The sequence below is a fragment of the Bacillus sp. CH30_1T genome (assembly GCF_008364765.1).
Lineage (GTDB): Bacteria > Bacillota > Bacilli > Bacillales > Bacillaceae_B > Rossellomorea.
On record NZ_VTUY01000004.1, the window covers coordinates 91,304 to 113,043 of the forward strand.

Below are 21,740 nucleotides of genomic sequence, written 5' to 3' on the forward strand. Positions count from 1 at the left end.
CAATTACTATAATGATAGCGTTTACATTCAGGCGAGGAGGTCATTTTAATGTTTCGAAATGTAGCAGAGTTAGTAGAACTTGCTGAAAGTCAAAATAAGAAAATTTCTGATATTATGATTGAACAAGAAATAGAATTTACAGGCAAAACCTTTGATGAAGTATACAGTCAAATGGAGAGGAATCTTGAAGTGATGGAACAGGCTGTAGCCAGAGGGCTGGAAGGTGTGAAATCACATTCAGGTTTAACAGGCGGGGATGCTGTGCTTTTACAAAAATATATTGAAAAAGGCCGCTCTCTTTGCGGAGACACCATCCTGGATGCAGTAAGTAAAGCGGTAGCAACCAATGAAGTGAATGCTGCAATGGGGACGATTTGTGCGACGCCAACTGCAGGGTCTGCAGGAGTTGTTCCAGGAACATTGTTCGCTGTTAAAAATAAGCTGAATCCTACAAAAGATGAAATGATCCGCTTCTTGTTTGCGTCTGGAGCGTTTGGATTTGTTGTAGCGAATAACGCTTCCATCTCAGGTGCAGCGGGTGGATGTCAGGCTGAGGTTGGATCTGCCAGTGGAATGGCTGCAGCAGCGATCGTTGAAATGGCAGGAGGAACCCCCAGTCAATCCGCAGAGGCCATGGCGATCACCTTAAAGAATATGTTAGGGCTTGTGTGTGACCCGGTTGCGGGACTCGTTGAGGTACCCTGTGTGAAGCGGAATGCAATGGGAGCCGCCAATGCGATGGTTGCAGCGGATATGGCACTTGCAGGCATAACGAGTCGTATTCCATGTGATGAAGTGATTGACGCCATGTACAAAATCGGTCAAACAATGCCTGTGGCTCTCCGTGAAACGGCTCAAGGAGGATTGGCTGCCACCCCTACAGGCAGGGAGCTTGAAGCGAAAATCTTTGGGGTTTCCCTGAATAAACGTGAAGACTCATAATGAAGGACTAACGATCCAGGACATCAAGGGGATTGGTGAAGAAACAGCTGTACAGCTGAATGCAATGGGGATTTTTTCTGTTCTGGATTTGTTAGAATACCTGCCTTACAGGTACGAGGATTACAGGCTTCGAGACTTGGAAGAAGTGGCCCATGATGAGCGTGTCACAGTGGAAGGGAAGGTCCATTCAGAACCTGCATTAATGTATTATGGGAGAAAAAAATCCCGTTTAACCCTGCGAATATTGGTTGGAAGAAATTTAGTCCAGGCCGTATTTTTTAATCAGCCGTATTTAAAGAAGAAAATAAACCTTCACGATACGGTGACGGTTACAGGGAAATGGGATAAGAACAGGCAAATCATAACGGTTCAATATTTTCAGTCTGGCCCCCATGGGAAACAGGGGGATTTTGAACCTGTTTATTCATTAAAAGGCTCAATAAAAAACAACACACTTAGAAAATTCATTAAGAAGGCTTTTCAGGACTGCAGTTATTTGTTGACGGAGAACCTGCCTCATCATCTAATGGAGAAATATAAGCTGGCAAGTCGAAATGATGCTCTTTACCATCTGCATTTTCCAGATTCCACCGAAGACATGAAGCAGGCAAGAAGACGATTTGTGTATGAAGAGTTCTTGTTGTTTCAACTGAAAATGCAGGCGCTTAGAAAATTTGAAAGAGAACATTCGTCTGGAGTGCAACAGCATTATGATTTAGATAAGGTCAAAGAGTTTATTGACTCTTTGCCATTTCCTTTAACTGATGCACAAAAGCGCGTGGTAAATGAAATTTCAGCAGATATGAAGTCCCCTTATCGCATGAACCGCCTTTTACAGGGTGACGTTGGTTCCGGGAAGACTGTCGTGTCGGCAATTGCATTATACTCCAGTGTAACCGCAGGATATCAAGGGGCTTTAATGGTTCCTACAGAAATTCTGGCTGAACAGCACGCAAACTCTCTGAGTGAATTGTTGGAACCTGTGGGTCTTTCTGTAGCCCTGTTAACAAGTTCGGTAAAAGGAAAAAGAAGAAGGCTTTTATTAGAAAAATTAAAAGACGGAGAAATTGATATTCTTATTGGAACGCATGCACTTATTCAGGAGGATGTTCAATTTAAGCATCTGGGACTGGTTGTAACCGATGAACAACATCGCTTTGGGGTAAATCAAAGACGTGTACTCAGGGAAAAAGGGGAAAGTCCTGATGTATTATTTATGACAGCGACTCCGATTCCACGGACTCTAGCCATTACGGTGTTTGGTGAAATGGATGTAAGTATAATCGACCAAATGCCAGCAGGAAGAAAGGTGATTGAAACTTATTGGGCTAAAGCGGATATGCTACCAAGGGTGCTTTCGTTTATGGACAAGGAGTTGGATCAAGGCAGGCAGGCCTATGTGATATGTCCGCTGATTGAAGAGTCTGACAAACTGGATGTTCAAAATGCGATAGATGTTTACAATCAATTGCTGCACTACTTTGAAGGACGTTACAACGTCGGCTTGATGCATGGAAGGCTTCACCCCGACGAAAAGGATGAAGTGATGAGGGAGTTTAGTACAAACCATCTACAAGTACTAGTATCCACCACGGTTGTCGAAGTTGGTGTGAATGTTCCGAACGCTACTTTCATGCTGATATATGATGCCGAGCGCTTTGGGTTGTCTCAACTTCATCAGTTAAGGGGAAGGGTTGGACGCGGTGAACATCAATCCTATTGCATTCTTCTTGCCGAACCGAAAACCGAAGTTGGAAAAGAACGAATGAAGATCATGACAGAAACCAATGATGGATTTGTTTTGAGTGAAAAAGATCTTGAACTAAGGGGTCCAGGGGATTTCTTTGGAAGAAAACAGAGTGGGCTCCCTGAGTTTAAAGTGGCTGATATGGTGCATGACTATCGTGCGTTGGAAGTTGCGAGAGATGATGCTGCAGGCTTAATTCATTCCGATCATTTTTGGAAGGATCCCGAATATGAACCGCTCAGGGAGTATTTATCCGGGGCGGGAATATTAGAGGGTGAAAAGCTAGACTAGACAGGCAGATTGTGAGATTATTTCTTGCAATCTGCTTTTTTTGATTATATACTACTATTAGTACCTAGTACTAATACTGGACGGTGTTGATATTGAGACTTTCAAAGAAGGAAAGACAAGGAAACCTTACAGACACGATAAAGGAAAATCCTTTCATAACAGATGAAGAATTAGCTGAACGTTTTCGAGTGAGTGTGCAGACAATCAGGTTGGATCGTATGGAATTATCAATCCCTGAACTTCGTGAACGGATTAAATATGTCGCAGAGAAATCATTTGAAGATGAAGTGAAATCATTACCTATTGAAGAGATTATTGGAGAAATTATTGATATAGAGTTAGATCAGAGTGCGATTTCTATTTTTGATGTGAAACACGAGCATGTTTTCGTACGAAATGGGATAGCGAGGGGGCATCATTTATTTGCTCAAGCGAACTCTCTTGCCGTTGCCGTAATTAATGATGATCTAGCGTTAACAGCCAAGTCAACGATTCGATTTACCCGACCTGTAAAGGAAGGTGAGCGTGTTGTTGCGAAAGCGAAAGTGATACATATGAAAGATCAAAAGGATCGAACAACCGTAGAAGTTCAAAGTGTAGTCGGTGGCGAACTGGTTTTCACAGGTGAATTTGAGATGTATCGCTCTAAAAAATCTGCAAAGGATGAAGCATAGATGAAGTTAGCCGTAGATGCAATGGGCGGAGATCATGCTCCTAAAGAAATAGTTCTTGGTGTAAAACGGGCATTAAGTGAATTTAATGATTTAGAAGTGATCTTATACGGAGATGAAAATCAAATCAAACAGTACATCACACCAGTTGATCGATTGACAATCGTTCACACGGATGAAGTGATCGAAGCGACAGACGAACCTGTAAGAGCCGTCAAACGCAAGAAGAATGCATCGATGGTTCTGATGGCACAAGCGGTCAATAATGGAGAAGCGGATGCTTGTATTTCAGCGGGAAATACAGGTGCCCTTATGACAGCTGGATTGTTCATTGTAGGCAGAATTGATGGAATTGAACGACCTGCCTTGGCACCTACGCTTCCAACATTGGATGGTAAGGGATTTCTCATGCTCGATTTAGGTGCAAATGTCGATGCCAAGCCTGAACATCTCTTGCAATATGCCATCATGGGGAGCATATATGCCGAGAAAGTAAGAGGTATCAACAATCCTCGCGTAGGTTTATTAAACATCGGGACCGAAGATAAAAAAGGGAACGAATTAACCAAGAGGACATTCCAATTATTGAAAGACGCTCCCATCCATTTTATTGGAAATATAGAGTCCAGGGATTTACTTGATGGTCCTGCAGATGTCGTCGTAACCGATGGTTTCACCGGGAATATGGTGTTGAAGACGATTGAGGGAACGGCTCTTTCTGTTTTCTCTATGCTTAAAAAGACGTTCACAGCGTCAACAAAAAATAAATTGGCTGCAGGATTAGTGAAAAATGATTTAAAGCAAATGAAAAATATGCTTGATTATACAGAGTATGGAGGCGCGGGCTTATTTGGTCTGAAGGCACCGGTGATTAAAGCCCATGGTTCCTCAAATGAAGTTGCCCTATATAATGCCATGAGACAAGCCAGGGAAATGGTGAAACACAATGTCTCCAATACCATAAAAGATGCTATCAAGGGGAGTGAAGAATAACATGAGTAAAATTGCGTTCGTTTTTCCCGGACAAGGTTCTCAAACTGTTGGGATGGGAAAAGAATTAGCTGACAAATACCCTGAAGTACAATCGTATTTCACTAAAGCGGATGAAAGATTGGAATCAGAATTAACAAGTGTTATATTTGATGGACCGCAAGAAGAGCTTACTCAAACGACAAATGCTCAGCCAGCTTTATTAACAACGAGCATCGCGATTCTAGATCGTTTAAGAACAGAAGGTATTACAGCAGATTATACGGCCGGACATAGCTTAGGTGAATATTCCGCCCTGGTTGCTGCGGGTGCCCTCCGCTTTGAAGATGCGGTGTATGCCGTTCGTAAGAGAGGGGAATTCATGGAAGAAGCGGTTCCAAGTGGAGAAGGCACGATGGCTGCTGTTCTGGGTATGGCAAGAGAGCCACTAAAAGAGATTACCGATCTTGTAACTGAAGAGGGACATCCAATAGGGCTGGCAAACTTAAATTGTCCTGGTCAAATTGTGATTTCAGGTACGGTGAAAGGAGTGGAACTTGCTTCAGAGAAAGCCAAAGATGCTGGAGCGAAGAGGGTCATTCCACTTCAAGTGAGTGGTCCATTCCATTCTCAGTTAATGAAACCAGCTGCAGATCAGTTTGTTTCAATTTTGGATTCAATTACGATTGAAGATGCAGCTGTACCGGTCATTGCAAATGTGACGGCAGAACCGGTAACCAATCGCGAAGAAATCAAGCGATTATTAATCGAACAATTATACTCACCAGTGCTATGGGAAGATTCTGTTGAGAAATTGCTTGAATTAGGTGTGGATACGTTCATTGAAGTTGGACCTGGTAAAGTACTTTCAGGTTTAGTGAAGAAAGTGAATAGACGGGTGAAAACGTATGCTGTTCAAGATGAAGCATCTTTGGAGCAAACCATCCAAGCGTTAAAGGAGGAAGCATAAATGAATTTAGAAGGTAAAGTTGCCCTTGTAACGGGAGCATCCCGGGGAATCGGAAGGGAGATTGCTCTTGAGCTTGCACGTGAAGGATGTAATGTAGCCGTCAACTATTCTGGTAGTGAAGCGAAGGCTAATGAAGTCGTCGATGAGATTAAAGGTTTAGGCCGCGAAGCCATTGCCGTACAATGTAATGTATCAGATAGTGATGCTGTTCAGGCTATGGTGAAGGAAACGATTGGCCAATTCGGTTCAGTGGATATTCTTGTTAATAATGCTGGAATCACGAAGGATAATTTATTAATGAGAATGAAAGAAGCAGAATGGGATGATGTCATCAACATCAATCTTAAAGGCGTTTTCCTTTGCACCAAGGCTGTTACACGCCAAATGATGAAGCAAAGAAGCGGCCGAATCATCAATATTTCTTCAATTGTCGGTGTAAGTGGAAACCCTGGACAAGCAAACTATGTGGCGGCTAAATCTGGTGTGATCGGATTAACAAAAACAACAGCCAGAGAATTGGCACCCCGAGGTATCACGGTAAATGCAATCGCTCCGGGTTTCATTTCCACGGATATGACGGATCAGCTTCCGGAAGATGTACGTAATGAAATGTTAAAGCAAATCCCTTTAAGCCGCTTTGGAGATCCTCAGGATATTGCGAAGGTGGTAACGTTCGTTGCATCTGAATCTGCTTCTTATATGACAGGGCAAACTCTTCATATCGATGGTGGAATGGTCATGTAACGGCAAAAAATAATAATTTATAAATTGTTTTCGTGGATACTCTTTTCATTAGAGGTCAAAATGTCTATAATACTTGAGGGGAGGTGACAAAAATGGCAGAAGTATTAGATCGTGTAACAAAAATTATCGTAGATCGTCTAGGTGTAGATGAATCTCAAGTAACTCTTGAAGCTTCTTTCAAAGAAGATCTAGGAGCTGACTCCCTTGATGTAGTTGAGCTGGTTATGGAACTTGAAGATGAATTTGACATGGAAATCTCTGACGATGATGCTGAAAAAATCGGCACAGTAGGTGATGCTGTGAACTACATAAAAGCAAAAGCTTAATCGTTAGATTGAATTAAAAGAGAAGCACATGCTGATCTTACATTCAAAACCATTTGAAACTTGGTAGAGGTCTCACCTCTACCAAGTTTATTTGTGTTCTGAGATGCGCAAGAAACTTTTGCGTAATTGCTTTTTTTAGCATAAACTTGATAAGTAGAAAAAAGAGAACATATAGAGCAAGGTGGAGTGCCTTATGCGGAAGCAAAGTAGAAACAAAGGAATATCCAGACATAAAAATGATAGTAAGTTTAAAACGTTTCAAGATGAAATCGGAATTCAATTTAATGATGAAAAACTACTTAAACAAGCTTTTACTCATTCATCCTATGTGAATGAGCATCGTCGTAAACCTTATGAAGACAACGAACGCTTAGAATTTCTTGGTGATGCCGTTTTGGAATTAACGGTTTCTCAATTTTTATTCAAGAAGTATCCAATGATGAGTGAGGGTGAACTTACGAAATTAAGGGCAGCCATAGTATGTGAGCCATCCCTGGTTAAGTTCTCGATTGAAATGAATTTCGGTGAACTCATCTTACTTGGTAAAGGTGAAGAAATGACAGGCGGTCGGGAAAGACCAGCATTACTCGCAGATGTCTTCGAGGCGTTTATCGGAGCGGTATATTTGGATCAAGGGTTAGAAACAGTGATTTCAATCCTTGAAAAAGTCGTCTATCCAAAAATTAACGTCGGTGCTTTTTCTCATGTGATGGATTATAAGAGTCAGTTACAAGAACTGGTCCAACGAGGCAGTGCAGGGATGATTGAATACAGCATCCTTGAAGAAAGCGGGCCTGCCCATAACCGGCAGTTTATTTCCCGGGTCAGTTTAAATAATGAAGAATTAGGCATTGGAAAAGGCCGATCTAAAAAGGAAGCTGAACAACAAGCCGCACAGAAGGCTCTTGAGAAGCTAAAACAAAAGCTAGACGCTAAATAGGGGGAAAGAAGATGTTCCTCAAACAACTAGAAGTAATGGGGTTTAAATCTTTTGCAGAAAGAATATCCGTGGAGTTTGTCCCGGGTGTTACAGCTGTTGTAGGACCAAACGGCAGTGGAAAAAGCAATATTATAGACGCGATTCGCTGGGTACTGGGTGAGCAATCAGCGAAAAGTCTGCGCGGATCAAAAATGGAAGATGTTATATTTGCCGGGAGTGATTCAAGGAAAGCCCTTAACATAGCAGAGGTAACCCTTGTCTTGGATAATGAAGACGGTACCCTTCCAATCGATTACAGTGAAATCAGTGTTACAAGACGAGTGTATCGCTCTGGAGAAAGTGAGTATTTACTTAATAAGCAACCTTGTCGATTGAAAGACATCATTGAATTGTTTATGGATTCAGGTTTAGGGAAAGAAGCGTTCTCCATTATCAGTCAGGGGAAAGTGGAGGAAATTCTAAATAGTAAGCCTGAAGAACGTAGAACCATTTTTGAAGAGGCAGCCGGGGTTTTGAAGTATAAAACACGGAAGAAAAAGGCGGAGAATAAGTTATTCGAAACACAGGAAAATCTTAATCGTGTGAATGACATTCTTCATGAGTTAGAAGGGCAGGTAGAACCCCTTAAAATTCAAGCTTCGATGGCACGTGATTATTTGGAGAAAAAAGAAGAGCTGGAGAAGTTCGAGGTCGCATTGACGGTCTATGATATTGAGGATTTACATAAGCAGTGGGAAAAGCTAAGTGAAGAATTTGAACATCATGGAAAAGAAGAACTGGCACTTTCCACGCGTATACAAAAGAAAGAAGCCGTTCTGACCCAGACCCGTGATAAAATTGCCGCTCTTGATGAGTCGATTTCAAATCTTCAAGAAGTGCTCCTGGCTACGAGTGAAGAATTGGAGAAACTTGAGGGTAGGAAGCAAGTATTAGTGGAACGGAAGAAAAATTCGTCTTCCAATGAAGCTCAATTAAAACAATCGATAGAAGAAGCAGAGGAACAAATTCAACAACTGACTTCTGAAAAAGAAAAAGCAGAAATGGAATTCAAGTCTATCGATTCAGACGTTAAGGAACTAAAAGAGCTGCTCATAACGAAACAGAATCAATTTAAGCATTACAATGAAAATATTGAAGATGTAATTGAATCTTTCAAAAGTGATTACATTGAAAAGCTGAATCAGCAGGCGTCAGCCAAAAATGAAATTCAGTACCTTGAGCAGCAGCTGGAGCAGCAATCCAATCGAAGCGGCCGATTAGAAGCAGAAAATGAAAAGTATGTGATTCAACGTGATGAATTGCATCTGAGTCATAAAGAACTTTCGAAAAAGCTGCAGGAGCAAAAAGAGGTAATCGATGAGCACATATTCTTCTATCGTGAGGAACAGCAAAAGCTTGAATCGGTAAAGGCAAAATATGAAAAGCAAGAAAAAACCCTATATCAAGCTTTCCAATTCCTGCAACAGGCGAAATCCCGGAAAGAAATGCTCGAGGAAATGGAAGACGACTATACAGGTTTCTTCCAGGGGGTGAAAGAAGTCCTTAAGGAACGAGACGGAAAGTTAACTGGGGTTCAAGGAGCGGTTGCGGAACTGATAACCGTACCTAAATCATATGAAACGGCTATGGAGACAGCTCTGGCAGCCTCCATGCAGCATATCGTAGTTGATACAGAAGAAGATGGCCGAAAAGCCATTGCTTTCTTAAAGAAAAACCAATACGGCCGTGCTACTTTCTTACCGATGAACGTGATCAAAGGGAAATCGATACCTGATAGTCAAAAAAATATGCTGAAGGGTCATTCTTCCTTTATAGGAGTTGGAACCGATCTCCTGAATTATGATCACCGCTTCCAAATGGTGATTTCGAACCTGGTTGGAAATGTGATCATCACGAAGGATTTAAAGGGAGCAAATGAAATCGCTAAGCTTATACAATATCGCTACCGTCTAGTTACCCTGGACGGAGATGTGGTGAATCCCGGTGGGTCCATGTCCGGTGGTACCGTGAAGCAGAAGAAAAATTCGCTTCTATCCAGAAAAGGTGAGCTTGAAGAAATGAAAGAAAAGCTGGCAACGATGGAAAGCCAGACTGAAAAGCTTCAATCTCAAGTGAAATCACTGAAAGAAGAAAGCAGCTTCAGAGAGAAGAAGCTAGAAGAAATGAGAGTGAAAGGAGAGCATTTGCGACTCAAAGAGCAAGAGCTTCTTTCCCAACTTCGTGAAAATGAATTATCCCAGCAGAATCTGGATGAAAGGCTTTCGCTATATGATTTGGAGAAAAAAGACTTTACGTCGGTTAAAGAGAAGCATGATTCCAGAACGAAAGAATTAAGAGCGTCTCTGGATGAAATAGGAGAAGATATTAGAAGGCTCGATCAAAAGATTAGCGAGCTTACTCTCCAAAAGAATAGTGAACGAACGTCCAAGGATGCTTTATTGAATGAAATCAGTGATATAAAAGCAAACCTGGCCGCACGAAACGAGCAATTGGTTAACGGTCGCAATCAATTAATTCGTCTGCAGGAAACGATTGTTGATACAAACAAGCGAAAGGCGACTTTACAAGATGATTTGGAGTGGCTGCAAACTCAAATGAAGGATAATTTTTCAGGAGAAGAGCAGATTGGGAAGAAGGCTGAAGAGTGTTCGGTTCAAAAATCAGAAACTTCAAATTTGATTTCTATACGACGGGAAGAGCGCTTAAATCTTCAACATGCGGTTGAAGACGAGGAGCTCGAGTTGAAAGAATTAAAGCGTCAGCACAAAGGGTTGGTAGGAGCTTTAAGGGACGAGGAAGTGAAAATCAATCGTCTGGATGTTGAACTGGAAAATCGACTTGATCATTTACGTGATGAGTATATGCTTTCGTTTGAAGCGGCTAAGTCAGACTACCCCTTAACGATTGAGGTCGAAGAAGCGAGAAAGAAAGTGAAACTTGTGAAATTGGCCTTGGAAGAACTGGGAACCGTTAATCTCGGTGCCATCGATGAATATGAAAGAGTGAAGGAAAGATACGAATTTTTAGTAGAGCAGAAGAATGATCTGACGGAAGCTAAGGACACTCTTTACCTGGTCATCAATGAGATGGACACAGAAATGATCAAACGCTTTGACCAAATCTTCACGGCGATTCAAGTTGAATTTGAAGGGGTATTTAGAGCATTGTTTGGAGGGGGAAGAGCGCAGTTGAAACTGACAGACCCATCTGATCTCCTTCATACGGGGGTTGATATAGTAGCTCAGCCTCCAGGGAAGAAGCTGCAGAACCTTGGGCTGATGTCCGGTGGAGAACGAGCCCTAACGGCCATTGCCCTGCTATTTTCAATCCTTAAGATCAGGCCTGTACCATTCTGTATACTGGATGAGGTAGAGGCAGCTCTTGATGAAGCAAATGTACAGAGGTTCAGTCAATATTTAAAGAAATTCAGTGACGAAACACAATTCATCGTCATTACCCATCGTAAAGGAACAATGGAAGAAGCACACGTGCTGTACGGTGTAACGATGCAGGAATCCGGTGTGTCCAAATTAGTATCAGTCAGACTGCAAGAAACAAAGGAATTGTTAGAAACTTAATGAGTGGGGTGTGAAAGGTTGAGTTTTTTTAAGAAGCTTAAAGATAAATTTACACAATCGAGTGACAACGTATCAGAGAAATTTAAAGATGGACTAAGTAAAACGAGAAATAACTTTACATCAAAGGTCAATGATCTGGTTGCGAGATACCGCAAAGTGGATGAAGAATTCTTTGAAGAGCTGGAAGAAATCCTGATCGGAGCGGATGTTGGGTTTGACACGGTCATGGAACTAATAGACGAACTGAAGCTTGAAGTGAAGCGAAAGAATATTCAAGACACTGAAGATGTTCAATCAGTCATTTCAGAGAAGCTTGTTGAAATCTACCAAGGAGATCGTTATGAAGACAGCAGCCTGAACATTCAAGATGATCAGCTGACGGTTTTGCTGTTTGTCGGAGTGAATGGTGTAGGAAAGACGACGACCATTGGGAAGATGGCTCATATGTTCAAGGAAGAAGGAAAGAACGTGGTACTTGCAGCAGGTGATACATTCCGTGCAGGCGCAATCGAACAGCTTGAAGTATGGGGGGAGCGTGTAGGAGTTCCAGTCATTAAACAGGCTGCAGGAAGCGACCCGGCAGCGGTTATGTTCGATGCAGTTCAATCAGCGAAAGCAAAAAAAGCGGATATTCTTATTTGTGATACAGCAGGAAGATTACAAAATAAAGTGAATCTGATGAAAGAGCTTGAAAAAGTGAAGCGGGTGATTGAAAGAGAAGTTCCAGGCGCTCCTCATGAAGTTTTACTCGTTCTCGACGCGACCACAGGTCAAAATGCCATGGTGCAAGCGAAAACCTTTAAAGAAGCGACAAATGTCTCAGGAATCGTCCTGACGAAGCTGGATGGTACAGCAAAAGGGGGTATTGTCCTTGCGATCAGAAACGAGCTCGATATCCCTGTGAAATATGTAGGTCTGGGAGAAAAAATGGACGACCTCCAGCCGTTCGATGCTGAAAAGTATGTATACGGCTTATTCTCTAACCTGGTTGATAAAGAAGAAGAATAGATTCAAGAATCGATAGGGTAGCCTGATGGAAGACTTTAAGAAGTCGGCTTGCAGGTTACTCTTCTTTTGTGTGGAGAGTTTGGGATATTCTCTATGAAAAATCCATAAGTATCCTTGACAAACGCCCGTAAACACTGTATTCTTCATATGTAAAGGTTTTTCACTTAACAAGGAGGGATATCCGTGCTGGAGAAAACGACCAGAATGAATTATCTCTACGATTTTTATCAATCTTTGTTAACTCCTAAGCAGAGAAGCTATATGTCCCTTTATTATTTGGATGATTTCTCTTTAGGAGAAATTGCTGAAGAGTATAATGTTAGTCGACAAGCAGTGTATGATAACATTAAACGAACAGAGGCTATGATCGAGGAGTACGAAGAAAAGCTTTTATTATTTAAAAAATTTCAAGAACGCAACGAGATTCTTGATCAACTCAGACAAAAAATAGGAGAATCATCAATCGATGCTTCTCATTGTTTAAAACTCATTGATGATCTTGAAATATTGGATTAGGAGGCGGCATGAATGGCATTTGAAGGATTAGCCGACCGACTGCAAGGAACAATACAAAAAATCCGTGGAAAAGGAAAGATTTCAGAAGCGGATGTAAAAGAGATGATGCGTGAAGTTCGTCTTGCTCTTTTGGAAGCAGACGTTAATTTTAAAGTGGTGAAGCAATTCGTCAAGAAAGTAAGTGAACGGGCTGTCGGACAAGAAGTCATGAAGAGCCTTACACCAGGACAACAGGTCATTAAAGTTGTTCAGGAAGAGCTTACAGATTTGATGGGTGGCGAACAAAGTCAGATTGCTGTCGCTAAACGTCCTCCAACTGTCATTATGATGGTTGGTTTACAGGGTGCAGGTAAAACGACGACCACTGGAAAGCTTGCGAACCTGCTTCGAAAGAAACATAACCGCAAACCACTATTAGTGGCTGCTGATATTTACCGTCCCGCTGCCATCAAGCAGCTGGAAACCATCGGGAAGCAATTAAGCTTACCTGTGTTTTCACTGGGAGATCAGGTGAGTCCGGTTGAAATTGCGAAAAGAGCTATCGAAAAGGCAAAAGAAGAACATCACGATTATGTTCTGATTGATACAGCAGGTCGACTTCACATTGATGAAAACCTGATGGGAGAGTTGAAAGAAATTAAAGAACTCTCAAACCCAGATGAGATATTCCTCGTAGTGGATGCCATGACAGGTCAAGATGCGGTTAATGTTGCCCAAAGCTTTAATGAAGATCTTGGCATTTCGGGTGTTGTGCTGACAAAACTTGATGGCGATACACGAGGCGGGGCTGCATTATCAATCCGTTCAGTCACTGAAAAACCAATTAAATTTGTTGGGATGGGTGAAAAGATGGATGCGTTAGAAGCATTCCATCCTGAACGTATGGCATCACGAATCCTTGGTATGGGAGATGTTCTTTCCCTTATTGAGAAAGCTCAGGCTAATGTTGATGAAGAGAAGGCCAAAGAACTTGAACAAAAAATGCGTACAATGTCTTTCACTTTTGATGATTTCCTGGAGCAATTAGGTCAAGTTAGGCAGATGGGCCCGCTTGATGAGTTACTAAAAATGATGCCTGGAGCAAACAAAATGAAGGGCTTGGATAAGATTCAAGTCGATGACAAGCAGATCAGTCATGTTGAGGCGATCATTCAATCGATGACGAAGGATGAGAAAATTCATCCTGAAACCATCAATGCTTCACGTCGTAAAAGAATTGCGAAAGGGAGCGGAACATCCATTCAAGAGGTAAACCGACTTCTCAAACAATTCGAGGACATGAAGAAAATGATGAAACAAATGAGCGGCATGCAAGGAAAAGGTAAGAAAAAAGGGATGAAATTCCCATTTATGTAAGCGATTCGTTCGATTTTCCAAAAGAAAAATTGAACTGTTAAGAAAAAACACTTTACAAACAAAATACACATTTGATATTATACTAACTTGTGTGAAACTATTCGGAGGTGCTTTAATTATGGCAGTAAAAATCAGATTAAAACGTATGGGAGCAAAAAAATCTCCTTTCTATCGTATCGTAGTTGCAGATTCTCGTTCACCACGTGATGGACGTCAAATCGAAACAGTTGGAACTTACAACCCGGTTGCAAAACCAGCTGAAGTAAAAATCGATGAAGAGTTGGCTCTTAAATGGTTATCTAATGGTGCTAAACCATCTGACACAGTTCGTAACCTATTCTCAAAACAAGGCATTATGGAAAAATTCCACAATGCTAAAAACAGCAAGTAATCGATTAGATCGATGAAAGATCTTATTCTAACGATTGTGAAACCCTTAGTTGACCATCCGGACTCGGTCCACATTGAAACTGATGAAGGATCGAACGGCATAACCTATAAGTTAACTGTGCATCCTGAAGACATGGGGAAGGTCATTGGGAAACAAGGGAGAGTAGCTAAATCGATTCGAACTGTGGTATACGCTGCAGCAGGATCTTCACAACAGAAGAAAATCTTCTTAGAGATAGTGGAGTAAGGAAGCAAGCATTTGGCTCTTTACACGAAAGGGTCCTAAGACCTTGAACACCGACTCTATAGAATCAGGGGACTGACCCACAAAGGTTACTATATAGCCTTAAGACGTCAGTCCCCTTTTTCATAGGCTTATGCTGCTTTATCTAAAGAAAGACCTGCACAATCCAAGACTCCCCCAAGAGAACACCCTAAGATGTAGAACCACAGCGTGGGGTGAATAAAAGGAGGAGGAAGAACTTTTGAATGTGATACATACGATTACGATTAAACAGGTGTTAACCGAAAAGAGTAAGGATCTGTTAATGAAACGATATGAAAATCAAAAGTTTCATTTAGCCAAGGAAAGCGATCAGTTGCAGTTCGAAATGAAAAAGATTGAACGCAGCAAGAAATACCCGTCTCATAAATTAAATCAGCACTTCGAAAGAGAATTGAATGAGCGGGCTGAAAAGATCAAGCTCTTAGATTTCCAAATCGAGCAGTTAAATATCCTTCCTATTGGAAGCGAGCTAAAGGAAAAGGAAGTCCAAGGTATGGTTGACATTCAAGTTGGTGACAATTGGGAAGAGGAAGCACTTTCTAAGACAATTATTATTGAAGATGGTATTGTGAAAGAAATTCGTTGATGCAAGAGGTGAAAGCGATGGAAAAGTGGTTTAAAGTAGGTAAGATTGTCAATACTCATGGAGTTAAAGGAGAATTAAAGATCGTTTCTACGACAGATTTTCCTGAGGAGCGATATCAAAAAGGGAACACACTTTATTTGTTTCAAGGTCAAAACCAAGAACCGATCAGTCTCGTGATCAAATCTCATAGAAATCATAAGAGCTTTGATTTATTGACCTTCGAAGGGTATGAAAATATCAATGAGGTTGAGAAGTTTAAAGAAGGTATCTTGAAGGTGCAGGAAGACCAATTGCAGGAACTTGAAGAAGGAGAATACTATTTCCACGAAATCGTAGGCTGTAAGGTCTTAACAACTGCTGGGGAAGAGCTTGGTACCATAGAAGAGATTCTAAGCCCGGGAGCGAACGACGTATGGGTTGTAAAGGGTCAAAGAGGGAAAGAATACCTTATCCCTTATATAGAGGATATCGTGAAGACAATCGACATAGAGAAGCAGATCGTTACGATTGAACCGATGGAAGGCTTGTTGTCATGATGAGAATTGATGTCCTGTCTTTATTCCCATCTATGTTCGAGGGGATCTTTGGTGAATCGATTCTTAAGAAGGCTTACGAAAAAGAAGCCGTAAGCTACAATGTGATTAACTTCAGGGAATACGCTGATAATAAACATAATCAAGTTGATGATTATCCTTACGGTGGAGGAGCCGGAATGGTATTAAAGCCACAGCCTATCTTTGATGCAGTCGATGCATTAAAGAATGAACAACAATCAAAGCCAAAGGTCATCCTGATGTGTCCGCAAGGGGAACGCTATACACAGCAAAAGGCAGAGGAACTTGCCAAGGAAGAGCATCTCGTATTTATATGCGGTCATTATGAAGGCTACGATGAGCGAATAAGGGAGCATGTTGTAACGGACGAAATATCGATTGGAGACTATGTATTAACGGGTGGAGAACTTGGTGCCATGGTTGTCATCGATAGTGTAGTTCGCCTGCTTCCAGGAGTGCTGGGGAATGAGGATTCACCCATTCAGGATTCGTTCTCATCAGGACTCCTTGAGCATCCCCATTATACCCGGCCGTCGGACTTTAGGGGGATGAAGGTGCCAGATGAGCTGATTTCAGGGAATCATCGTCTGATAGATGAATGGAGAGAGAAAGAGAGTCTCAGAAGAACCTTTGAAAGGAGACCGGATCTATTAGAAAGCTATACACTCACAGATCGACAAAAAGCCTGGATAGAGGATTGGAGAAAGTCTAAATAAGCTATTGCATCCAGGTTGGCTGTGTGATATTATATTCTTTGTGGCTTGAGGGGATTTCCCCTGTTGCCATTGATCCCGATGTTCCGCTGCAATCTATCGCTTTTGTAAGAGCATCTGTTGGAAGGAGTTGAAAAAGATGCACAAATTAATCGAAGATATTACGAAAGAACAACTTCGCTCTGATCTACCATCTTTCCGTCCTGGTGATACAGTACGTGTACACGTTAACATCGTTGAGGGTACTCGTGAACGTATTCAGGTATACGAAGGAGTAGTAATCAAACGCCGCGGTGGCGGTATCAGCGAAACATTTACTGTTCGTAAAATTTCTTACGGTGTAGGTGTTGAACGTACTTTCCCAGTACACACACCAAAAATCGCTAAATTAGAAGTTATTCGTCGCGGTAAAGTCCGTCGTGCGAAACTTTATTACCTGCGTAACCTGCGTGGTAAAGCGGCACGTATTAAAGAAATTCGATAAGAACGTAAGAAAAGGAGCTTGGAGACAAGCTCCTTTTCCTTATTCTACAAGAGTTTATATTTTATAATAAATGAAACGTCCGCGGAAGACGGCATGCCTATTTTAATGACGCCACCTTTTTTTAATGAGAAATACAAGAATTTCTAGTAGAATAGAAAAAGATAGAAAAATACATTGGGTGGTGGAGATGTGGTTAAAGAGAAAAATGAGTGGTGGGAGTGGATGAAGGCACTGTTGATCGCAGTAGGTTTAGCTGCAATTATCAGATTCTTTTTATTTGCACCCATTGTTGTCGATGGATTATCAATGATGCCTACTTTACATAATGGAGATCGAATGATTGTAAGTAAATTAGGGGAGCCGGAGCGATTTGATATCGTCGTTTTCCATGCACCTGAACAAAAGGACTATATTAAACGCGTCATCGGGCTCCCGGGGGATGAAGTAGAGTACAAAAATGATACATTATATATTAATGGAAAAGCGTATACTGAACCATACTTACAAGAGTATAAAGATCAATTAAATGAAGGTGTGTTAACAGAAGATTTTACTTTAAATGATATCATTGAAAAAGGCACTGTTCCTGAAGGGGAAATCTTTGTGATGGGTGACAATCGCCGTTTCAGCAAAGATAGCCGTCACATCGGTACAGTTCCAATGGAAGAAGTGATTGGTGATACAAAAGTGATCTATTGGCCTGTTAAAGATATAGGTTTCGTGAAATAATAGAAAAAAGTTGTTTGGAGGTGGTCATATGACAATACAATGGTTCCCAGGGCATATGGCTAAAGCTCGTAGACAAGTTACTGAGAAGTTAAAACTTGTAGACATTGTGATTGAATTAGTAGATGCGAGAATACCGTTATCGTCAAGAAATCCAATGATAGAAGAAATTATTGGACAAAAGCCGCGACTAGTTTTGTTAAATAAAGCAGACATGGCAGATACAAATAGAACAAATCAGTGGATTTCTTATTTTAAAGAGCAAGGAATAACAGCTCTTGCTGTAAATGCACAGGCTGGTAAAGGACTTCAAGTCATAGTGCAAGCAGCTAAAGAAATATTAAAAGAAAAGTTTGACCGCATGAGATCAAGAGGAATGAGACCTCGTGCCATAAGAGCCATGATTGTCGGTATTCCTAACGTAGGAAAATCCACTTTAATCAATCGCCTGGCTAAAAAAAATATAGCGAAAACAGGAAATACTCCTGGAGTGACAAAAGCCCAACAATGGATCAAAGTAGGGAAAGAGCTTGAACTACTCGACACGCCGGGGATATTATGGCCTAAGTTTGAAGATCCGCAAGTTGGATATAAACTGGCATTGACCGGTGCCATTAAAGATACCATCCTGAATTTACAGGATATCGCCGTTTATGGTTTGCGATTTCTTGAAGAGCACTATCCAGAGCGATTAGAAGAGCGCTACGGCCTCGAAGAAATACCTGAAGAAGTAGTGGATAGCTTCGATAAAATTGGAGCTAAAAGAGGCTGTCTGATGGCTGGTGGAGAAGTGAATTATGACAAGACATCTGAAATTATCGTCCGTGACATTCGAAATGTTCAACTAGGACCCATGACGTTTGATATCATTGGTGAGACTGAGCGAGAGAACGATTAAAATAGAGGCTGTAAAAAGAGGGAAACTCTTTTGCGCAGCCTCTTTATTTATGTGAAGTACATCCGATATAGATAGGAGGAGCAATGTGAATAGAGTACATATGACAATTAAAGAAATAAGGGAAATCATCAAGTCTGCATCTGCACATGATCCGATACTTGAAGAATTGAAGAAGGACGAAAGAATTGGTGTCCAGAAACTATTAAAACAGATTGAACGCGAGCAGTTGAAACGAGAGAAGGAAAGAGAAGAATTTTCCTTCCTTACTAAATATGAAAGTGTACTTCACCAGCAAGGATTTACCCTTATTGCAGGAATCGATGAAGTAGGTAGAGGTCCTTTAGCAGGTCCTGTGGTAGCGGCTGCCGTCATTCTGCCTCATGACTTCTATTTGGCGGGATTAAATGATAGCAAGAAGATAACAGAAGCAAGAAGAGAGGATTTCTATGAATATATCAGGGAACACGCAATATCTATTGGAGTAGGAATGGTACATGCGGATGAAATTGATTCCATAAATATTTATCAGGCTACAATAAAGGCTATGAGTGAAGCGATTGTCAGCCTGCCGGTTCAGCCTGAGTATTTACTGATCGATGCGATGAAAATTCAATCGCCCTTTCCGAGTCAGTCGATCATTAAAGGAGACTCGAAAAGTATATCCATTGCCGCAGCATCCATCATTGCCAAGGTGACACGTGATAGACTGATGAAGGAGTATGCTACCACCTATCCTGGATATGCGTTTGAGAAGAATGCAGGATATGGAACAAAGGATCACTTACGCGGACTAGAGAAATTAGGAGTGACGCCCATTCATCGAAAGAGCTTTGCACCTGTGAAGGGGCTGCTATAGATTAGCAGCCGGTTGGACTGAATAAACAATGAAACGTGTATGATTCACAATGAACGGGAGACAGGGATATGACCCATATTCATGGTATTAACAGTAATCAGCCCCTTGACCAAAAGCCCTTTTCCATTCAAAGTGGAAAAGTTCTATTTATCAGCGTCCATAAGCTGTTAGGAGAGGGCAATGCAGTGGTGTCAGCAAATGGACAACGGTTTATTGCGAAAATTGAAGCACCAGTGGAAGCTGGGGATCGTTATTGGGTAGAAGTGAAACAATCTGAAAGTAGTGTAAGTCTACATCTAATCCCAAACCGTGGTCAAAATGGAGTAGAAAATGGAAAGCATGCAGCAGCAAATCTATTACAGCATTTTTCCATATCAACAAATAGGAAAGAAATGACAGAAATTGTTATGGAACTAATGAAAAAAAACATTCCCATTCATAGAGAACTGCTTTTATTCGGAGAGAAACATTTGAAAGGGAAAGATTCATCAGGAAATGTAAAAACCTTGGTTGAAATGGCTAAGAGGAACATGCCGCTTTCTGACAGGGTCTTTCTCTCAATGAGATCTGGAACATCAACAGACAGCATTTTATCCATGTTAAATGAGCTGGCTTCAAAGTTAAGGGAAACTGAAAGGGACACGGCCACACTTCATTTACTTACTGGAATCCAAAAACCGTTGAATAGGCTGGTCACGGAAAAACTTGTTATAAATGCATTATCTAGTTTAATTGATTCATCCCAAACCTTCTCTAATCGATTAGGCCATTTTGATCTATTGAAATCACTGGGAGTCATTCCGAAAGAAATTCCTATGAATCAATGGAGGAAAGGGTTAAAGACAACGGTTTTAGAAGAAATGAAACAGTCTTCACACGGGCAGTTGGAAAGAAAGATAGATCTTCTAAGAACCCAATTGGCAAATTATCCAGGTCCAGCGCCCGTAAAGCTTCGAAATGACCTGAATCAGCTACTATCAACGACTGCCGGCGGGGGTTCGGGATTTCCTAAACTATCTGATACTCATATCGATAAATGGTTTAATATTATATTGAATTCGGAGACTGTACTAAATGGAGAAAGGGACGAACCTTCCTTTGTGGCAGCTAAAGAGCTGATGGGAGTAGTTGGAGAAGGAAAGTGGCGGTCCTTTGAGATGAACTATTTGAGGCTCTTGCAATCTTATGGAAGAGGCGCACCTGCATCGAACATGGAACAGCTATTTCAAAAACTACACCTACAGATTGAACAAGAACTCACTCAGACGATTCGGGGAGAAGAACTGGCAAGTGTGTTGAAAAAAGTAATTGGAACGTTTGGGATTAATTTTGAAGCTCAATTACAAAAAAACGGACAAGAACTTCAAAATCATCCTACAATTAAACAGCATCTCATTGGGTTAAGTCAAAATCACCCACTATCAGATATTCGAATATTAGCCGATGATCTTGTTCTTAAGATGAACCACCAAGTGCTTCAATCACAGGAGAGTTCTCCTTTTCTAACAATCGTACAACAATTCCCATTTTCTCTATATGGACAGAGCACCGATATCACCCTTCAATGGACAGGGAAAGAGAAGGAAAAAGGTGTGATTGATGGAGACTACTGCCGGGTTTTATTTTATTTAGAGCTGGATATCATGAAAGAGACATTAATCGATATGCAGGTTCAAAACCGAGTGGTCACCTTGACCGTTTGGAATGACCACCAAAACGCAGAGAGAATGTCCAGATCATTTATTCCTGGATTAAAAGAAGGTCTGGAAAAGCTGGACTATCAATTATCTATGGTAAAGGTGAAAGCTCCTGATAAACAGGTTGAGCTTTCTGATAAAATCATGGCAGAACGCTTTAAAACGTTTTCGGGAGTTGATTTAAAGATATGAAAAACACTCATGAAAGAAAAGAAGCGATTGCTTTAGGCTATAATCAAAGTAGTGAATCAGCTCCAAAGGTCCTTGCTAAAGGGAAGGGAATCATTGCTGAAAACATTTTGACTCAAGCAAAAGACCATAAAATACCGGTACAAGAAGACAAGAGCTTACTCTCACTTCTTGGGAACCTGGATATAGGAGAAGCAATACCCGAAGAATTATATGGGGCTGTAGCGGAGGTTTTTGCTTTCATCTATCGATTAGATCGGGATATAGCGGGGAAGGGATAATTTGTTTGACAATCTAGTATAC

The 21,740-nt window shown here is 41.2% G+C and carries 23 protein-coding genes; all 23 read left to right on the forward strand.

Features of this window, described 5'->3' with window-relative positions; all coding sequences use genetic code 11:
* The first annotated feature begins 48 nt into the window (after nt 1–48).
* The 23 genes from sdaAA (at nt 49) to F0342_RS08220 (ending at nt 21,718) form a co-directional block, all read left to right on the forward strand.
* Nucleotides 49–942, forward strand: coding sequence for an L-serine ammonia-lyase, iron-sulfur-dependent, subunit alpha (gene sdaAA, locus F0342_RS08110; protein WP_149155476.1), 894 nt, complete (start codon nt 49–51; stop codon nt 940–942).
* Entirely contained in the window at nt 929–2,980 is a 2,052-nt protein-coding gene (gene recG / locus F0342_RS08115) for an ATP-dependent DNA helicase RecG (RefSeq protein ID WP_316252591.1), read from the forward strand. The genes sdaAA and recG overlap by 14 nt, the downstream gene beginning before the upstream one ends.
* Nucleotides 2,981–3,072: 92 nt before the next feature.
* Nucleotides 3,073–3,654 (forward strand): transcription factor FapR, encoded by a 582-nt coding sequence (gene fapR, locus F0342_RS08120; RefSeq protein ID WP_149156052.1) that lies wholly within the window; start codon nt 3,073–3,075, stop codon nt 3,652–3,654.
* Nucleotides 3,655–4,644 (forward strand): phosphate acyltransferase PlsX, encoded by a 990-nt coding sequence (gene plsX / locus F0342_RS08125; RefSeq protein ID WP_149155478.1) that lies wholly within the window; start codon nt 3,655–3,657, stop codon nt 4,642–4,644.
* 1 nt (nt 4,645) lies between these two features.
* On the forward strand, nt 4,646–5,590 hold the full coding sequence (fabD, locus tag F0342_RS08130; RefSeq protein ID WP_149155479.1) for an ACP S-malonyltransferase: 945 nt from the start codon (nt 4,646–4,648) through the stop codon (nt 5,588–5,590).
* Entirely contained in the window at nt 5,591–6,334 is a 744-nt protein-coding gene (gene fabG / locus F0342_RS08135) for a 3-oxoacyl-[acyl-carrier-protein] reductase (protein WP_149155480.1), read from the forward strand.
* Nucleotides 6,335–6,426: 92 nt separating this feature from the next.
* Entirely contained in the window at nt 6,427–6,660 is a 234-nt protein-coding gene (gene acpP, locus F0342_RS08140) for an acyl carrier protein (protein ID WP_113968250.1), read from the forward strand.
* A gap of 193 nt (nt 6,661–6,853) precedes the next feature.
* A complete protein-coding gene (gene rnc / locus F0342_RS08145) occupies nt 6,854–7,600 on the forward strand; it encodes a ribonuclease III (RefSeq protein ID WP_149155481.1) in 747 nt (248 codons plus the stop codon).
* Between the two features lie 11 nt (nt 7,601–7,611).
* Entirely contained in the window at nt 7,612–11,178 is a 3,567-nt protein-coding gene (gene smc, locus F0342_RS08150; RefSeq protein WP_149155482.1) for a chromosome segregation protein SMC, read from the forward strand.
* Nucleotides 11,179–11,196: 18 nt separating this feature from the next.
* Nucleotides 11,197–12,186 (forward strand): signal recognition particle-docking protein FtsY, encoded by a 990-nt coding sequence (ftsY, locus tag F0342_RS08155; RefSeq protein ID WP_149155483.1) that lies wholly within the window; start codon nt 11,197–11,199, stop codon nt 12,184–12,186.
* Nucleotides 12,187–12,390: 204 nt separating this feature from the next.
* Nucleotides 12,391–12,702, forward strand: coding sequence for a putative DNA-binding protein (locus F0342_RS08160; protein ID WP_395940676.1), 312 nt, complete (start codon nt 12,391–12,393; stop codon nt 12,700–12,702).
* Between the two features lie 12 nt (nt 12,703–12,714).
* On the forward strand, nt 12,715–14,058 hold the full coding sequence (gene ffh, locus F0342_RS08165; protein WP_149155485.1) for a signal recognition particle protein: 1,344 nt from the start codon (nt 12,715–12,717) through the stop codon (nt 14,056–14,058).
* A gap of 118 nt (nt 14,059–14,176) precedes the next feature.
* Nucleotides 14,177–14,449 carry a 30S ribosomal protein S16 gene (gene rpsP / locus F0342_RS08170; protein WP_032088859.1) on the forward strand — a complete coding sequence of 91 codons (273 nt, stop codon included), beginning with the start codon at nt 14,177–14,179 and terminating at the stop codon, nt 14,447–14,449.
* A gap of 12 nt (nt 14,450–14,461) precedes the next feature.
* A complete protein-coding gene (locus F0342_RS08175) occupies nt 14,462–14,695 on the forward strand; it encodes a KH domain-containing protein (protein ID WP_149155486.1) in 234 nt (77 codons plus the stop codon).
* A gap of 238 nt (nt 14,696–14,933) precedes the next feature.
* The gene (locus tag F0342_RS08180) at nt 14,934–15,320 is read left to right on the forward strand and encodes a YlqD family protein (RefSeq protein WP_149155487.1); all 387 of its coding nucleotides are present in this window, start codon (nt 14,934–14,936) and stop codon (nt 15,318–15,320) included.
* A gap of 17 nt (nt 15,321–15,337) precedes the next feature.
* Entirely contained in the window at nt 15,338–15,856 is a 519-nt protein-coding gene (rimM, locus tag F0342_RS08185) for a ribosome maturation factor RimM (RefSeq protein ID WP_149155488.1), read from the forward strand.
* On the forward strand, nt 15,856–16,590 hold the full coding sequence (gene trmD, locus F0342_RS08190) for a tRNA (guanosine(37)-N1)-methyltransferase TrmD (RefSeq protein WP_188048505.1): 735 nt from the start codon (nt 15,856–15,858) through the stop codon (nt 16,588–16,590). Before rimM ends, trmD begins: the two co-directional genes overlap by 1 nt.
* 136 nt (nt 16,591–16,726) lie before the next feature.
* Nucleotides 16,727–17,071 carry a 50S ribosomal protein L19 gene (gene rplS / locus F0342_RS08195; protein ID WP_032088854.1) on the forward strand — a complete coding sequence of 115 codons (345 nt, stop codon included), beginning with the start codon at nt 16,727–16,729 and terminating at the stop codon, nt 17,069–17,071.
* Nucleotides 17,072–17,260: 189 nt separating this feature from the next.
* Entirely contained in the window at nt 17,261–17,800 is a 540-nt protein-coding gene (gene lepB / locus F0342_RS08200) for a signal peptidase I (protein ID WP_149155490.1), read from the forward strand.
* A 28-nt stretch (nt 17,801–17,828) separates the two neighbouring features.
* Nucleotides 17,829–18,695 (forward strand): ribosome biogenesis GTPase YlqF, encoded by an 867-nt coding sequence (gene ylqF / locus F0342_RS08205; RefSeq protein WP_149155491.1) that lies wholly within the window; start codon nt 17,829–17,831, stop codon nt 18,693–18,695.
* A 100-nt stretch (nt 18,696–18,795) separates the two neighbouring features.
* Nucleotides 18,796–19,551 carry a ribonuclease HII gene (locus F0342_RS08210; protein WP_149156053.1) on the forward strand — a complete coding sequence of 252 codons (756 nt, stop codon included), beginning with the start codon at nt 18,796–18,798 and terminating at the stop codon, nt 19,549–19,551.
* Nucleotides 19,552–19,619: 68 nt separating this feature from the next.
* A complete protein-coding gene (locus F0342_RS08215) occupies nt 19,620–21,440 on the forward strand; it encodes a hypothetical protein (RefSeq protein ID WP_149155492.1) in 1,821 nt (606 codons plus the stop codon).
* Nucleotides 21,437–21,718: an EscU/YscU/HrcU family type III secretion system export apparatus switch protein gene (locus F0342_RS08220; protein WP_149155493.1), complete on the forward strand. Its 282-nt coding sequence runs from the start codon at nt 21,437–21,439 to the stop codon at nt 21,716–21,718. Before F0342_RS08215 ends, F0342_RS08220 begins: the two co-directional genes overlap by 4 nt.
* Nucleotides 21,719–21,740 lie beyond the last annotated feature (22 nt).

Bases quoted from the DNA above. Each gene is read 5' to 3' on its own strand.
- sdaAA (WP_149155476.1), top strand. From the start codon at position 49: ATGTTTCGAAATGTAGCAGAGTTAGTAGAACTTGCTGAAAGTCAAAAT.
- plsX (WP_149155478.1), top strand. From the start codon at position 3,655: ATGAAGTTAGCCGTAGATGCAATGGGCGGAGATCATGCTCCTAAAGAA.
- fabD (WP_149155479.1), top strand. From the start codon at position 4,646: ATGAGTAAAATTGCGTTCGTTTTTCCCGGACAAGGTTCTCAAACTGTT.
- fabG (WP_149155480.1), top strand. From the start codon at position 5,591: ATGAATTTAGAAGGTAAAGTTGCCCTTGTAACGGGAGCATCCCGGGGA.
- acpP (WP_113968250.1), top strand. From the start codon at position 6,427: ATGGCAGAAGTATTAGATCGTGTAACAAAAATTATCGTAGATCGTCTA.
- rnc (WP_149155481.1), top strand. From the start codon at position 6,854: ATGCGGAAGCAAAGTAGAAACAAAGGAATATCCAGACATAAAAATGAT.
- smc (WP_149155482.1), top strand. From the start codon at position 7,612: ATGTTCCTCAAACAACTAGAAGTAATGGGGTTTAAATCTTTTGCAGAA.
- F0342_RS08160 (WP_395940676.1), top strand. From the start codon at position 12,391: ATGAATTATCTCTACGATTTTTATCAATCTTTGTTAACTCCTAAGCAG.
- ffh (WP_149155485.1), top strand. From the start codon at position 12,715: ATGGCATTTGAAGGATTAGCCGACCGACTGCAAGGAACAATACAAAAA.
- rpsP (WP_032088859.1), top strand. From the start codon at position 14,177: ATGGCAGTAAAAATCAGATTAAAACGTATGGGAGCAAAAAAATCTCCT.
- F0342_RS08175 (WP_149155486.1), top strand. From the start codon at position 14,462: ATGAAAGATCTTATTCTAACGATTGTGAAACCCTTAGTTGACCATCCG.
- rimM (WP_149155488.1), top strand. From the start codon at position 15,338: ATGGAAAAGTGGTTTAAAGTAGGTAAGATTGTCAATACTCATGGAGTT.
- trmD (WP_188048505.1), top strand. From the start codon at position 15,856: ATGAGAATTGATGTCCTGTCTTTATTCCCATCTATGTTCGAGGGGATC.
- rplS (WP_032088854.1), top strand. From the start codon at position 16,727: ATGCACAAATTAATCGAAGATATTACGAAAGAACAACTTCGCTCTGAT.
- ylqF (WP_149155491.1), top strand. From the start codon at position 17,829: ATGACAATACAATGGTTCCCAGGGCATATGGCTAAAGCTCGTAGACAA.
- F0342_RS08210 (WP_149156053.1), top strand. From the start codon at position 18,796: ATGACAATTAAAGAAATAAGGGAAATCATCAAGTCTGCATCTGCACAT.
- F0342_RS08215 (WP_149155492.1), top strand. From the start codon at position 19,620: ATGACCCATATTCATGGTATTAACAGTAATCAGCCCCTTGACCAAAAG.
- F0342_RS08220 (WP_149155493.1), top strand. From the start codon at position 21,437: ATGAAAAACACTCATGAAAGAAAAGAAGCGATTGCTTTAGGCTATAAT.